This window comes from Sphaerimonospora cavernae (genome assembly GCF_042435035.1).
Lineage (GTDB): Bacteria > Actinomycetota > Actinomycetes > Streptosporangiales > Streptosporangiaceae > Sphaerimonospora > Sphaerimonospora cavernae.
This window is the reverse complement of the sequence record NZ_JBHMQT010000014.1, coordinates 84,238-98,967: the sequence shown is the minus strand read 5'-3', so window position 1 is coordinate 98,967 and position 14,730 is coordinate 84,238. Positions and strand designations below refer to the sequence as shown.

At 69.3% G+C, this 14,730-nt stretch carries 11 protein-coding genes; 9 read left to right on the top strand and 2 right to left on the bottom strand.

Features of this window, described 5'->3' with window-relative positions; all coding sequences use genetic code 11:
* The first annotated feature begins 173 nt into the window (after positions 1-173).
* Positions 174-1,523: a dihydrolipoyl dehydrogenase family protein gene (locus ACFHYQ_RS09555; RefSeq protein ID WP_394300739.1), complete on the top strand. Its 1,350-nt coding sequence runs from the start codon at positions 174-176 to the stop codon at positions 1,521-1,523.
* A gap of 503 nt (positions 1,524-2,026) precedes the next feature.
* On the opposite strand, the gene ACFHYQ_RS09550 is transcribed toward ACFHYQ_RS09555, so the two are convergent.
* The gene (locus tag ACFHYQ_RS09550; protein WP_394300738.1) at positions 2,027-3,982 is read right to left on the bottom strand and encodes a hypothetical protein; all 1,956 of its coding nucleotides are present in this window, start codon (positions 3,980-3,982) and stop codon (positions 2,027-2,029) included.
* A gap of 315 nt (positions 3,983-4,297) precedes the next feature.
* On the opposite strand from ACFHYQ_RS09550, the gene ACFHYQ_RS09545 reads away from it, so the two are divergent.
* The 3 genes from ACFHYQ_RS09545 to ACFHYQ_RS09535 are packed head-to-tail and all read left to right on the top strand — an operon-like array spanning position 4,298 to position 8,235.
* The gene (locus ACFHYQ_RS09545) at positions 4,298-5,020 is read left to right on the top strand and encodes an NUDIX hydrolase (protein WP_394300737.1); all 723 of its coding nucleotides are present in this window, start codon (positions 4,298-4,300) and stop codon (positions 5,018-5,020) included.
* 54 nt (positions 5,021-5,074) lie between these two features.
* A complete protein-coding gene (locus tag ACFHYQ_RS09540; RefSeq protein ID WP_394300736.1) occupies positions 5,075-6,238 on the top strand; it encodes a 5'-methylthioadenosine/S-adenosylhomocysteine nucleosidase family protein in 1,164 nt (387 codons plus the stop codon).
* Positions 6,235-8,235, top strand: coding sequence for a hypothetical protein (locus tag ACFHYQ_RS09535; protein ID WP_394300735.1), 2,001 nt, complete (start codon positions 6,235-6,237; stop codon positions 8,233-8,235). The genes ACFHYQ_RS09540 and ACFHYQ_RS09535 overlap by 4 nt, the downstream gene beginning before the upstream one ends.
* Positions 8,236-8,363: 128 nt before the next feature.
* Here ACFHYQ_RS09535 and ACFHYQ_RS09530 read toward each other — a convergent pair whose 3' ends face one another.
* Positions 8,364-10,013 carry an IclR family transcriptional regulator domain-containing protein gene (locus tag ACFHYQ_RS09530; RefSeq protein WP_394300734.1) on the bottom strand — a complete coding sequence of 550 codons (1,650 nt, stop codon included), beginning with the start codon at positions 10,011-10,013 and terminating at the stop codon, positions 8,364-8,366.
* 204 nt (positions 10,014-10,217) lie between these two features.
* Here ACFHYQ_RS09530 and ACFHYQ_RS09525 point away from each other — a divergent pair, with 204 nt between their 5' ends.
* The 5 genes from ACFHYQ_RS09525 (at position 10,218) to pcaB (ending at position 14,730) form a co-directional block, all read left to right on the top strand.
* Positions 10,218-11,036 (top strand): CoA transferase subunit A, encoded by an 819-nt coding sequence (locus tag ACFHYQ_RS09525; protein ID WP_394300733.1) that lies wholly within the window; start codon positions 10,218-10,220, stop codon positions 11,034-11,036.
* Positions 11,033-11,785: a CoA-transferase subunit beta gene (locus tag ACFHYQ_RS09520; protein ID WP_394300732.1), complete on the top strand. Its 753-nt coding sequence runs from the start codon at positions 11,033-11,035 to the stop codon at positions 11,783-11,785. The genes ACFHYQ_RS09525 and ACFHYQ_RS09520 overlap by 4 nt, the downstream gene beginning before the upstream one ends.
* A gap of 89 nt (positions 11,786-11,874) precedes the next feature.
* Positions 11,875-12,675: a protocatechuate 3,4-dioxygenase subunit beta gene (pcaH, locus tag ACFHYQ_RS09515; protein WP_394300731.1), complete on the top strand. Its 801-nt coding sequence runs from the start codon at positions 11,875-11,877 to the stop codon at positions 12,673-12,675.
* Positions 12,672-13,250 (top strand): protocatechuate 3,4-dioxygenase subunit alpha, encoded by a 579-nt coding sequence (pcaG, locus tag ACFHYQ_RS09510; RefSeq protein WP_394300730.1) that lies wholly within the window; start codon positions 12,672-12,674, stop codon positions 13,248-13,250. Before pcaH ends, pcaG begins: the two co-directional genes overlap by 4 nt.
* Entirely contained in the window at positions 13,237-14,730 is a 1,494-nt protein-coding gene (gene pcaB / locus ACFHYQ_RS09505) for a 3-carboxy-cis,cis-muconate cycloisomerase (RefSeq protein WP_394300729.1), read from the top strand. Before pcaG ends, pcaB begins: the two co-directional genes overlap by 14 nt.

Genomic DNA, 14,730 nt, shown 5'->3' with positions numbered 1-14,730 from the left:
TCGGGCCGTACATGACCTGGTCGACGGACGTGTCCCACTCGTGGACCCGGGTAGGACCCACAGCACGGCCACGGGCAGTCCGCGTGCGAGCAGGACGTGCGCAGCAGCGTCAGATCATTGGTGCCGTCTACGAATAAGTGCCTGATCTAACGGATAGCCAGGATGGGTGGATCATGAAGAAGTCCTTTGACGTCGTCGTGATCGGAACAGGGGAAGCCGGCTCAGCGGTGGCCATGCAGTGCCGGGCGGCCGGCCGGACGGTGGCAATCGTCGATTCCCGGCCCTTTGGCGGCACCTGCGGGCTGCGCGGCTGTGACCCCAAGAAGGTGTTGGTGGGAGCCGCCGAGATCATCGATCGGAAACGTCGCATGGAGGGCCGGGGCATCGCCGGGGACCTGCGCATCGACTGGCCCGAACTGATCCGTTTCAAGGGCACGTTCACCGACCCCTTTCCCCGGCATCGAGAGGACGGCTTCGTCCAAGCAGGGGTGGAACCCTTCCACGGGCGTGCACGCTTTCTCGACGCGCGTTCGATCGAGGTTGGCGACGACGTACTCGACGGCGCCCACCTGGTCGTAGCGGTTGGCGCGTGGCCGGCCAGGCTGGGCATCGAGGGCGAGAACAACCTCACCCGCAGCGACCAGTTTCTCGACCTGCCGGAGTTGCCCCGGCGGATCGTGTTCGTCGGAGGCGGTTACATCGCCTTCGAGTTCAGCCACATCGCGGCCAGGGCCGGGGCGTCAGTCACGATCTTGCACCGGGGGGCTCAGCCGCTCAAACACTTCGACCAGGACCTCGTGGCGCGGCTGTTGGAGCGCACCCGTGACGTGGGCATCGACGTCCGGACTGGTACCAAGGTCACGAGTGTCGAGGGAACACCGGGAAACTTCAAGGTCACGGCCTTGACCGATTCGGGGTCCGAGGTGTTCGAGGCGGACATGGTCGTCCATGCGGCTGGTCGCGCGCCCGAGTTGGACGATCTCGACCTGTCCGCCGCCGGGGTCGAGTTCGATCGCCGCGGGGTCCGGGTCAACGGCCACCTGCAGAGCGTCTCGAACCCGGCGGTGTACGCGGCGGGTGACGCGGCCGACAGCGGAGGTCTGCCCGAGACGCCCCTCGCTCAGTACGAGGGCGGCCTGGTCGCCGACAACCTCCTGGAGGGCAACCAGCGTACGGCGGACTACCTCGGCATGGGGAGTGTGGTCTATTCGGTTCCCGCACTGGCTGCGGTGGGGATGACCGAGCAGGAAGCTCACGCCAAGGGCCTGTCTTTCACCGTCAACCAGGCGGACACCTCCGGCTGGTACTCGGCGCGGCGGGTCGTCGAACCGGCGTCGATGTGCAAGATCTTGGTTGAGAAGGGCAGCGGCAAGATTCTCGGAGCTCACCTCCTGGGCCCGGAGGCTGACGAGCTCGCGAACGTCTTCGCTCTCGCCATCCGAGCGGACGTCCGCGCCGACGCGCTGAAGCAAGCGCTGTTCGTCTACCCGACCCAGGCCTCCAACATGGCCTGGATGCTGTAGTACCCAAACTCTCGCGTGAGGGCTCTCAGGAGCCTGGGCCCGTTACAACGAACGACACCTCTCTGTTGCGAGATCAACGGTGTGCCCGCGTGGACGCACCGCGGGGGGATTGGAGGGTCTGGAGACGTGAAAGTGACCAAGGCGTAACAGAAAGCGTCAAAGGGGGCATTTCCATGCCTCTCCGGCGTCTCTGGCTTCTTGAATTAAGTCGGACAGTCGATGCCCTTCGTACTTTATTCCGTCGTGTGTGCTAATCCAATTAGTATAGTCGACATTGGGAATGATCTTTTTTCCCTGGAGCCACGTTGCCTTCCGTAGTTCGCTTTCCGGGATGGCGTCATGGTCCACTAGACACTGAGCCGCCTTTAATGTGGCGGAAGCGTATGCCTCCACGTACGCTTCCGCAGAGCGGCCTTGGTCGGTAGAGCGTGAATCCCCGCATGCTGCCGAACCAATGGTGATAAGCAGGGCGCACGTGGAAAACAAAACTACGGATCGGCTGTTCACCGTTGCACCTCCATGGCATGCTCGGCATCCCCGACCCACTCTCCCAGTCGGCGACCACCGTACACGACTCTTTCGTGGGCGTTGTACCAAATGGTCAGATCGACGTTAGGGGTGATGACTCCGTTTTTGCACCAGGAGGTATCTGGCGGAAGCTTGATCGCACCGGCCGCGACCAGGCCCTGGATCACGGGGATTTTGACGTGCAGCAGGGTTTCACGGAAGTCTTCCTCGCCGATCCTCAGGGCTTTGATGGCGTTGTCGGTGCTTATGGAGTCGTTGGCAGGGGGTTGCGCTATCGCGAGGAATACCTGAGATGCGGTTCCCTTGCCGAACGCGTTCGAGAAGCTCAGTGCTCCGTAACCGCCGGATGCGATCGACAAGAACGTCTTGAGTCGCTGTGCCTGCTCGTCTCTCTGCTGGGCGTCGTCGAACTTCAGGTCCTTCTCGACTTTTGCAATCAGGCCGTTGAGACTGCTCATCTGGCGCAGATAGTCCTCGCCGGGGTTCCGAATCGACGCGGCCACGCTGGCGCTGATCCTGGCCTCCATCTTTCCCTGAAAGGAGCCGAGGTCCTTGGGGTCGTGCAGAGCCTGCTTGAGAAACGCGGTCAACGCGGTTCGGTCGACGTAAGCGGCCCATGGGGCATCGGGTTGATCGCTGAGTGGATGAGCCCCGCTCATGTAGCTGTTGACAGATGCGGCGAGGTCGGGGAGGTAGCGGTCGGCGGTGTGGATGAGGGATTGGCGGATCGGGTGGGGGAGGACGTCGCCGGGATGGAGCCTGGCGAACTCGGCGGTGGCCTGCACGACGTTGACGACGGCCCAGGCCGACTCCTTGGCGTCCTCCGTGGCGCCTCGCTCGGCGGACACGGCCGCCTTGATGAAGCCGGCGGGGTGTGAGCTCATGTCGACCTGGAGCGGTCCCCGGCGGGGCGTGTCCATGCTGTAGCCGTCGTAACCCAGCGTGCGCCAGTCGTCGCTCACCAGCATCGTGGCGTACTTCACCCCGTTGGCCTGGTCGCCGAGCACGTGCCGGGCCGCCAGGCCGTTCTCGGCGGCACGGTCCAGCACCGCCGCCACGGGGTCGAAGTCGGCGAGAGCCTGCTGGTCGCCGCTGTGAACGGGCAGGGCCTTGTCGGCCGGCCCGACCTGCGTCCTGCCGGTCGCGCGGGCGTCGAGCATGGAACGGGTGACCTCGGCGAGGAACTGAGGATCCCAGGATGTGCCGTCGGGGCCGTACTTGAAGAGCATGCCGGTCGACCAGGGATCGGAGTTCTTGGTGATCGCCGCCCTGGTCGCCGCGGACAGCAGCGGCCGGCTGTCCTTGCCCGTGCCGGTCCGCATCCTGCTTGCCGCGGCGAGCGAGGTGCCCAGCGCCTGCAGAAGGCTCACGCTGTCCGCGCTGAGCAGCGAGCCGCCGGGGCCCTCGTAGAGGGTGCTCGCGGCTTTGAGCGCCGCCGCGCCGCCCTGCGCCCAGAAGGTCGCGAGGTAGTCCTTGTCGCCGAGGTGCTCGGTGATGCGCTGCGCCACCTGGGCCAGGTCGGGACGCGCCCGCTCTGGACTACTGGAGGCGGTGGCCAGGACGTCGTTCAGCGCCTGCACGTCCTGTACGGCCTGGGTGCCGCTCTGCCCGGTGGCGGTCCAGTCGAGATCCAGATATCTGGGCGGCAGACCGGTGAGCACCCACTCCCCGCGGGGCCTGAGCGTCGTCGGATCCAGGCTTTTCAGGTTCGCCAGATCGTGCGCCCGTGCTGTACGTGCGCGCATGTCGCGGGCGTCGTCCAGGGCCGCGTCGGTCAGGCGGGCCAGCGGGGCGAGGCTGACCTCGCCGCCCCACCGCTGCATCGTCTGCCGGATCAGCGGTCCGTTGCGTGACAGCACCTCGTGCAGCCGGTGCAGGCGCTTCGCCAGCTCCTCAAGGTTGGTGGGATTGACCCCGACGAATCCGTCCACGACATCCCTCCCTTGGCGTACGGCGCCACGCGATAGGGGAGCGGGTGCGGCGGTTACGAGGCACGGCGGATTCCCCTCAGCGATGCGATTGACGGCCCCCGTCAAGGCTAAGCAGACATAGCCGGATAGGCCACGGTTAACCACCGCGAAAAGGAGAATTACCAGCTATCAACAGTAGCGATAGTCAGGGAGATAACGGCGTTCTTGTCCAATTTGATGCCCGGTGCCGAGAGGCGGCCGAGTCACATGTCGGAGATGGATAGTGAATGCTTACCGAGGCTTCCTGTCAGATTGACAAGAAGCTAGCGTGTGCGCATGGACGACGATCGATGGGAGGCCCCGCGGGTTCTGCTCGCGGTCGACCTAGTGATCTTGACTCTGCGTGGCTCCCGTCTGCATGTGCTGCTCATCGAACGTGGTGTCGAGCCTTTTCGCGGCGCCTTGGCCCTGCCGGGAGGTTTTCTCCGCGATCAGGAGGAGGACATCGTCGCGGCGGCGCACAGGGAGTTGTTCGAGGAGGCGGGCCTGGCCGACGTGCCGCATCTGGAGCCGCTGGGGGTGTACGGAGAACCGGGGCGTGATCCTCGCGGGCGTGTGGTGTCGGTCGCCTATCTGGCGATCGCGCCGCGTCTGCCGGAGCCCGTCGCCGGCACCGACGCGGCGGAGGCCAGTTGGCGGCCGGTGGAGCACGCCATGTCCTCAAACGTGGAGTTGGCGTTCGACCATCGGCGGATTCTCGCGGACGGCGTCGAACGGGCGCGGGTGAAGCTGGAGCATTCGGCACTCGCGACGGCCTTCTGCGGCGAGACCTTCACCATCTCGGAACTCCAGCAGGTCTACGAGGCGGTGTGGGGGATCCGGCTGGACCCCCGGAACTTCTACCGCAAGGTCCAGAGCGCGCGTGGCTTCATCGTCGCGGCCGGTCCCATGCGGCGGACGGAGGGCGGCCGACCCGCCCGGCTGTTCAAGGCCGGCCCGGTTCAGGAGCTCTATCCCCCGATGGTCCGTTCGGCGCAGGCCGTGGACGAGGGGGCCTGATGGCCGTAAAGACGGCCGTACAGCTCAGATCATGTCCGAAGGAGGCGCAAACCCATGAGCAAGGAGCGTCCCATCGTGTTTCTCACGGCGCTGGACCTTGAGTACCAGGCCGTGAGGGAGCACCTGACCGACGTGCGGCCGCATCGCCACCGCGCCGGTACCCGTTTCGAGGTCGGCCGACTCGCCAATGGCGGGTGTCCGGCCGTCCTTGGGCTGGTCGGCAAGGGAAACCATCCGGCGGCGGTGCTCGCCGAGCGGGCCATCGCCGAGTTCGATCCGTTCGCTCTGCTGTTCGTGGGGGTCGCCGGTGCCCTGTGGCCCCAAGTCGGCTTGGGCGACGTGGTGGTGGCGACCCACGTCTACGCCTATCACGGCGGCACCAGCGAGGACGACGGACTCAAGGCGCGTCCTCGGGTCTGGGAGATCTCGCACGAGTCGGATCAGATCGCCCGTCACCTCTATCGCGACGGCACCTGGAAGCGCCGCCTCCCCGATGGCGTACCCGCTCCGAACGTCCGCTTCGGACCGATCGCGGCCGGCGAGGTCGTGCAGGATTCGGCGATCTCCGCGCACGCTCAGTGGGTTCGGCGGACCTACAACGACGCGCTCGCGATCGAGATGGAGGCGGCCGGGGCAGCGCAGGCCGCCCACCTGAACAGGTCGCTGCCGGTGGTCATCGTCCGCGGCGTGAGCGACCGGGCGGACGGCACCAAAGCGGCCACCGACGGCGCGGACTGGCAGCGGAGAGCGGTGGTGAACGCGGCGGCGTTCGCCACGGCACTGGCCGAGGAACTCGCTCGGGAACCACATCATGGTCGGCCTGCCGACAGGACGGGAAGGGCGGAGGACGAGCCGATGGGTGGAGACATCAGGAATGTCGCCGGCGGCAACGCCTGGGTGGGCGTGCAGGCCGGGCACATCCATGGCGATGTTTCGATCGGACGATCGCCGGAGTCCGGCCTCGATCCGGCGGCGCGGCTCGCGGACCTTCACGCCCGACTCAGAAAGGCTCGGACGGCGGGAGAAGTGGACGAGGAGACCTTCACCGCGGCGCAGGAGGAGCTCGCGGTCGTCTCCGAATCCCTGGCGGCGAGCACGGAACAGGGCAAGAGCCGGGCGATGATCGCCCTCAAGAAGCTACGCGGTCTGCTGGTGGACGTGGCCGATCTGGCGGCGAAGGTGGCGGCCGTCATCGCCGCGGTCCGAGGCGTCTCGTGAATGCTCCGGGTGGGAGCACGACGAACATCGCGGACGGCTCGGCCACCGTCGGTGTCCAGGCGCAGACCGTGCACGCCGTCAACTTCTACGAAATCTTCCCCGGTGACTCGCCTGAGCGGAAATTCGAGGTGGGCCTCCGTTTTCTGCGCGGTGGGGTGCCCGCCAAGGCGAGGGAGCACATAGGCGAAGCGGTCGCTGACGGCTACGTCACGAGCCGTTCGTGTTTCTATCTGCTGCTCGCCCTGCTGAGCGGCCGTACGTTGCGGCAGGTGCCGAAGGAAGACCTGGCCATGTTGCGCGTCGCTCAGGGGCGGATCGTCGGCGGCACCGACGAGTGGACCGAAGCGATCGGCGTGATCAGTTGTCTTCTGACGTCTCTGCAGAAAGGCGACGTCGTTCCCGCCACCGTCGAAGCGGAGCTCAACCGACTGGGCCAGGTCCAACGGGACGAGATCCAGCAGAATCTCGAGATGTTCCTGAACGGTTCCATTCAGGACGATCTGTGGGCGCGAGCGTTCGAGTCGGCGCGGAAAGACCGGTGCGATCAGCGGCGCCTGGACCGGATCTGGAAGTTCTTCCAGCCCAGTCCCGCCGGGGCGCGGGTACGGCGGCCGAATCCGGAGGCGGCCACGATCGGCGACTGGGGCCGGTTGATCGGGGCCTCCGCGCTGTCACTGGCCGCCGTCTGCTTCGTCGGGGTCCTGGCATGGCAACACGCTTGGCTGTCGACGCTCCCCGCCCTGCTGCTCTTCGGCGTCGGCTGCTACGTGTGCTGGCGAAACGGCGTGGAGTGGCGGTTTCTGGTCGAACGTCGCCGGGACAAGGATCGGGATTATCTGGCCGTCGGCCCGAAGCCCGCCGCCGCGCAACGGGGCTTCGCAGGCAAGATCGACCGGCAGTTCGACCATTATTTCGCGAGGTACGTCCCGCGGAACACGGAAAGGGCGCAGTGGCTGGCTCACACGGCCGGGATCCGCCGGACGCTGCGCGATGAGGTGGTCGACATCTACCGCGAGAGCAGGACCGACGCCGAAAAGGTCGCGTGGCTCGTCAGATATCTCGTCAGCGACGTGAGACAGCGCTGGGAGAGGGGCACGCTGTGGGATTATCGCGACCGGCTCCGGGTCGCGCCGTCCACGAAGGGCCTGTTCGTGCTCGGGGTCGCCGCGTCAACCGCGGGCGGAGCGACGATGATCTGGGCCGCTCTGCAGGTCCAGCCTTTTCACGCCGTGGTCGCCGCGGTCATCGTCGCGGCGGCCGGCCGGGTCGCCGCCCTGGGCTGGTTGCGCATCGTCCTGGAGCACAGGAGATTCGCCGCAGAACAGGAGGACGCTCGGCGATCCCTGGCCGGTCGCGAGGCGGCCTTCGAACGATGGACCGCCAAGCTCGCGGACAGACCGTCCGATCTTGAGATGGCTCACTGGCTGGACTGCGACCGCAAGGCGTTGATGGAGGAGGCGATGGGGCACTACAAACTGAAGCCGAGCGATGTCGTCGCCCATGCCTTCATCGAGGCGCCCGGCAAGTCCTACAAGCGGGCGCGGGTCAGCAAGGGACCCTGGCGGTATACGAGATACAGTCTCCTGATCTTCCTGCTCACCGCGGACGGCGTACGGCAGATGACCGCCGACCTCGACTTCGTCGAGGCGAGCTTCCATGACAAGGGGAGGATCAACTATCGCTACGACGCCATCGCGGCGGTCCATGCCACCGAGGCCGACGACGGGGGCAGATCATTCGAGCTCACCCTTGTCAACGGCGAACCGATCAAGGTCAAGATGATCGAGGCTCTCCAGGCCGTCGCCGAACCGGGGGAGGACGAGCGATCCGTGTCACGGGTGACGCTCGATGCCGCCGGGCTCGGAAACACCCTGCACGTTCTCGAAGGCGTTGCCGCCGAGGGAAAGGAATGGATCGGTCACGAACGCAAGCGCGAGGAGGACGGCCTGGCCGCTCTCGCCGACGCCGTTCAAGGGATCTCCCCGCGGTACGAGTAGGCCTGGGCCGCTCGCCTGACAGTGAGTGCGGCGGAGGCCGCAGTGAGCAGCGTGACGCCGGCAATGCCTCGGGACCGCTTCTCTGGTGACAACGACGACGCCGTGGCGATCAGCGTGGCCCGGAGTAGTCAGGCCGTGGGGATGCGGGCGAAGCGGGTGGCGATGTGGAGGTCGTGCTCGATGCGGGCGGCGGCCTCCCGGAGCGGGGGCAGTACGGCCTCGCGGGTCCGCTCGGCGGTCTGCCGGTGGGCGTGTGTGGACACGTTGACGGCCGCGACGACCTCGCCGGCGCGGTCGCGCACCGGGACGGCGATGGACCGCAGCCCCTCCTCCAGTTCCTGGTCCACCAGGGCGTACCCGTCCCGCCTGACCTGGTCGAGCAGCTCGGCGAGCGGTACCGGCGACGTGACCGTGTGGCGGGTGAGCGGGCGCGGGTCGGCACGGGCCAGGTAGGCGGCACGGTCGGCTTCGCCCAGCCCGGCCAGCAGGACCCGGCCCATCGACGTCGCGTACGCGGGGAAGCGGGTGCCCACCGTGATGTCCACGCTCATGATCCGCTCGGTGGGCACCCGCGCGACGTACCGGATGTCGTCCCCGGCCAGGATGGCCATCGACGCCGAGTCACGCACCTCGCCGGCCAGCCAGGTCAGGTGCGGCTGGGCGATCTGGGGCAGCGTCAGCCGGGCCAGGCAGGCGTACCCGAGGTCGAGCACGCGCGGCGTCAGCCGGAACACCCTGCCCTCGGCGGCCACATAACCCAGGTGGGTCAGCGTGATGAGTGCTCGCCGTACGGTCGCCCGGGGCAGCCCGGTGGCCTCGGCCAGGGCGGAGAGCGACATCCCCGCGGTCGTGAATCCGGTGAGCACGGCAAGGCCCCGGGCGAGGGATTCGACGAACTCTGAGCCGCTGTCAGATACACAGGCTCGTGCGGTACCCACCGGTCCGGGAGCGGGGGGAGTGGTGAGCGCGTGCTCCATCGCCGCGGCCGTCTCGCGCAACCTCGGCAGCATCGCGTCGCGCAGCGACGCGGTGTCGTGCCTGCTCGTATGGCTGACCACGCTCGCCGCGCAGAGCACGCGGCCGGTGGCGTCACATACCGGTACGGCTACCGCGACCAGCCCGGGCTCGATCAGCTGGTCGTCGATCGACCAACCCTCCTGCCGCGCCCGGACGACCCGATCTTCGAACGAGTCCGCGCCGAGACCGCCGTCGTGGTCGGAGGGCAGCACGGGGAAACCGGCGTAGCCGGGGTCCGAGGCCACCCGGGTGCGCCACCTCTCCCAGTCGGCGGGGGACCAGCCGGCCGCGAACAGCGCCCCCGGGGCGGCGCACTCGGCGGGGAGCAGGTCGCCGACACGGAAAACCGCCGTCATCCTGCGCCGCCGCGGCGCCTGGTGGACGAAGCGGACACCGTCGGCGTCCGGAACGGCGAGCGATACCGACTCATCGAGCTCGTCGGCGAGCCGGTCGGCGTACGGCCCGAGCAGTCCGGGAAGCCGGGAGGCGGCCAGATAGGCGTTGCCGAGCTCCATCAGCGCCAGGGCGAGCACCGCGTCGCGGCCGGCCGGCCGCACGTAGCCGAGCCGGACGAGCGTGCCGAGCACCCGGTCGACGGTCGATCGGGCGAGGCCGGCGTCCCGGGTCAGGTCGCTCACGGTGCGGCGCCCCCCGGCGAGGGAGAGCCGCCGGATCACGGCGAGTCCGCGGACCAGCGGGCCGACCGCCTCCTTCGGCGGATCGCCCGCCGGCAGGGCCTCGCCGGTCGTCGCCTCTGTCATCGTGGTCTCTCCCCGCGGCCGCGCCGTACCCGCTCCCACCACGTGCGGCCGTTGACACCTGCCCGGTGGTGGACAAAACTTAGCCAGGACAATAGTGAACTAGAGTTCGTCAGGCGAACAAATACCCGATCTCGGCCTCCGCCGGGTCGTGCGGGACCACGTGTGAAGACGAGTACGGCATGAGGATGAGAGACGACGACGGAAATGGCTGACATCCGCACCCTGCCCGAGGCGGTGGCGGAGCTGATCCACGACGGCGACTGCGTCGCCATGGAGGGCTTCACCCACCTCATCCCGTTCGCCGCCGCCCACGAGATCATCCGCCAGGGCATCACCGACCTCACGCTGGTACGGATGACCCCCGATGTGATCTACGACCAGCTCATCGGCGCCGGTCTGGTGAAGAAGCTGATCTTCTCCTGGGGCGGCAACCCCGGGGTCGGCTCGCTGCACCGCTTCCGTGACGCCGTCGAGAACGGCTGGCCGCGCCCGCTGGAGCTGGACGAGCACAGTCACGCCGGGATGGCCAACCGCTACGTCGCCGGCGCCTCCGGTCTGCCGTTCGCGGTGCTGCGCGGTTACCGCGGCACCGACCTGACGAGCCGCACCGACACCGTGGCCACGGTGACCTGCCCCTTCACCGGCGAGGAACTGGCGGCCGTGAAAGCGATCAACCCGGACGTCACCGTCATCCACGCCCAGCAGGCCGACCGCGAGGGCAACGTGCAACTCTGGGGGCTGACCGGGGTGCAGAAGGAGGCCGCGCTGGCGGCCCGGCGGGTGCTGGTCACGGTCGAGGAGATCGTTGACGAGCTCACCCCGAGCCCCGGCGGGGTCGTCCTGCCCGGCTGGGTGGTGACGGCCGTCGCGCAGGTGCCGGGCGGGGCCCACCCGTCGTACGCCGCCGGGTATTCGGTCCGGGACAACGACTTCTACCAGGCGTGGGACCCGATCGCGCGTGATCGTGAGAAGTTCACCGCCTGGATCCGCGAGCACGTCCTGACGGGAGCGGCGGCCCGATGAGCGACTGGACCTCCGACGAGCTGATGACCGTCAACGCGGCCAGGGCGCTGGCCGGCGTGCGGAAGACCTGCTTCGTCGGCATCGGCCTGCCCAGTGCCGCCGCGAATCTCGCCCGCCGGACCGTCCGCCCGGATCTCGTCCTGATCTACGAGTCCGGAGCGCTGGGCGCCAAGCCGACCAGGCTGCCGCTGTCCATCGGGGACGGCGAGCTCGCCGACACGGCCGACGCCGTCGTGTCGGTGCCCGAGATGTTCAACTACTGGCTGCAGGCCGGGCGGATCGACGTCGGCTTCCTCGGCGCGGCCCAGGTCGACCGCTTCGCCAACATCAACACCACGCTCGTCGACCGCGGCCCGGACCGGCCGCCGGGACGGCTGCCCGGCGCGGGCGGTGCGCCGGAGATCGCGGCGGACTGCGGCGAGGTGCTCATCGTGCTGCGCCACTCCACCCGCAACTTCGTCGACCGGCTCGACTTCGTCACCTCGGTCGGCCACGGCGGCGGACCTGTCGACCGCGGGCGTCTCGGCCTGCGCGGACGCGGCCCGGTCGCGGTCATCACCGACCTCGGCGTCATGCGCCCCGACCCGGAGACCGCCGAGTTGGTGCTGACCGACCTGCACCCCGGCGCCACCGTCGACCAGGCCCGCGCCGCGACCGGCTGGCCGCTGAAGACCGTCGCCGACGTGGCCGTCACCGCGCCGCCGGCCGATGCCGAACTGGCCGCGCTCCGCGCGCTGAAGGCCGCCTGACCGAGCCATGCACGACCTGAGGATGATGCCGCGGCTTCGAGAGATGACACAGTCATGCGAGATACCACGGTCTCGAAAGGGAGACGACCATGACGAACCCGCCCGGAACGCCACCACAGCCACCGGGACTCGAAACGCAGCAGACCATCAGCGCGGAGATCGCCGAGATCCGTGACGCGTACGGCAAGGCCGTGGCGGAGGGCGGGCCGCGGCGCGATCACCCAGAACGCGACTATCCGCCCTACCGCAGCAGCGTGCTGCGCCACCCCAAGCATGCTCTCGTCGTGCCGCGCGATCCCGAGGCGGCCGAGCTGACCGGCCCGGTCTTCGGCGTCACCGACGTGACCGAGATCGACAACGACCTCACCCGCCGGCACCTCGGTGAGCCCCTGGGCGAGCGGATGCTTGTCACCGGTCGGGTGCTCGACCGGGCCGGCCGCCCGGTGCGCGGCCAGCTCGTCGAGATCTGGCAGGCCAACGCCTCCGGGCGGTACGCCCACCAGCGCGACCAGCACCCCGCCCCGCTCGACCCGAACTTCACCGGCGTCGGACGGTGCCTCACCGACGACGACGGGCGTTACTCCTTCGTCACGATCAAGCCCGGCCCCTATCCATGGCGCAATCACCACAACGCCTGGCGGCCCGCGCACATCCACTTCTCCCTGTTCGGCACGGCCTTCGCCCAGCGACTGGTCACCCAGATGTACTTCCCGGGGGACCCGTTGTTCGACTTCGATCCCATCATGCAGGCGGTGACCGACGATTCCGCGCGCCGTCGCCTCGTCGCCGACTACGATCACAACCTGTCCACCCATGAGTGGTCGCTCGGCTACCGCTGGGACATCGTCCTGGACGGCCCGGCCGCGACCTGGACGGAGGAGGGCCGATGAGCACGAGCCCGCCGCCCACGGCGTCCCAGACCGTCGGTCCGTTCTACGGGTACGCCCTGCCGTTCGCCGGAGGCGGCGACGTCGCCCCCGCCGGGCACCCGGACACGATCACCCTGCACGGCACGGTGCACGACGGGGCCGGCGCGCCCATCCCGGACGCGCTGCTGGAGTTCTGGCAGCCCGCTCCCGACGGGTCACGCGCGGGCGCACCGGGCTCCCTGCGCCGTGACCCGGTCACCGGCGCGGTGATCGGACGCGACGGCCTCGCCTTCACCGGGTTCGGCCGGGTCGCCGCCGACGCCGACGGCCACTATCTGCTGCGCACGCTTCCGCCGGGCGGCGTGCCGTACATCTCGGTCTGCGTCTTCGCACGCGGCCTGCTGCACCACCTGTTCACCCGGGCCTACCTGCCCGAGCTGACCGACGTCGACGGCGAGCCGCTGCTGGCCTCGCTGCCGCCGCACCGCCGGGCCACCCTGCTCGCCGTGCCCGAGCACGAGCGCGTCTACCGCTTCGACGTACGGCTCCAGGCCGACGGGGTCCACGAGGAGACGGTCTTCCTTGCCTTCGAGTGACCGGCATCCGGCTGACGGACAGGATGTCGGGCTGCTCACTCCGATCGTGGCCGGTTCGCGGGTCGAGGCGCTCACCGGTGACGCGGCGTTCGTCCGGGGCATGCTCGACGCCGAGGCCGCGCTGACCCGGGCACAGGCCGCGCTGGGGCTCGCCCCGTCCGCCGCCGCGGCGGCCGTCACCGCCGCGGCCGGGCAGACGTCCCGGTTCGACGTCCGCGACCTGGCGCTGCGGGCCCGTTCCGGAGGCAACCCGGTGATCCCGCTGGTCGCCGATCTGACCGCGGCCGTGGCCGAGCACGACCCCGAGGCCGCGCCGTACGTCCACCGGGGGGCCACCAGCCAGGACATCTGGGACACGGCCGCGATGCTCGTCGCGGCGCGGGCGCTGGAGCCGATCCTGACCGACCTGGACCGTACGGCTGGCGCCCTCGCCCGCATGGCCGTCGAACACCGCGACACTCCGATGCCCGGCCGGACCCTCACCCAGCACGCGGTGCCGACCACGTTCGGCCTGAAAGCGGCCGGTTGGCGGAGCCTCGTGACGGCTGCCCGCGACCGCCTGGCCGCCGCCCGGGCCGCGCTGCCCGCCCAACTCGGGGGTGCCGCCGGCACGCTGGCCGCCTTCCAAGAGTACGCATCCCAGGAGTACGCCCTCCAGGAGTGGCGTCCGGAGAGCGTGCTGCGGCTGCTCGCGGCGTACGCGGCGGAGACCGGACTGGCCGAGCCGGCGCTGCCGTGGCACACGCTGCGCACGCCCGTCGCCGACCTCGCCGGGGCGCTGGCCTTCGGCTCCGGCGCGCTGGGCAAGCTCGCCGCCGACGTGCTCGTGCTGTCGCGCACCGAGATCGGCGAGGTCTCTGAGAACATCGGCGGCGGGTCCTCCGCCATGCCGCAGAAGGCCAACCCGGTCGCGTCGGCACTGATCGCCTCGGCCGCCCGGCAGGTCCCGGCCCTGGCCGCCGTGCTGTACGGATCACTCGCGGCCGAGGACGAGCGCCCGCCGGGGGCCTGGCACGCCGAGTGGCAGCCGATGCGGGAGGCGCTGCGCCTGGTCGGCGGCTCCGCGGCGACCGCCGCGGAACTCGCCGAGGGGCTTCGGGCGCATCCGCGGCGGATGGGCGACAACCTCGACCTCACCGGGGGCCTGATCGTCTCGGAGCGGCTCAGCGCCGCCCTCGCGGCCGAGATCGGCCGGGAACACGCAGCGCGGGCGGTCAAGGCGGCCGCCCGTGCTGTACAAACACGTGCTGTACAAACACGTGCCGTACGACCACGGGCCGTACAGACGCGGGCGGAACATGGCGGGGCCGGGCTGGTGGCGGCGCTCCTGGCCGATCCGGCCGTGGCGGCGGCCTTCGGCGAGGAGAGGCTGCGCGAACTGACCGATCCGGCGGGGTACACGGGTCTGGCAGGCATTCTTGTGGACCGCGCGCTGGACCTCGCACCGGGCCTCGCACCGGGCGCTCCCACTGGGCATTGA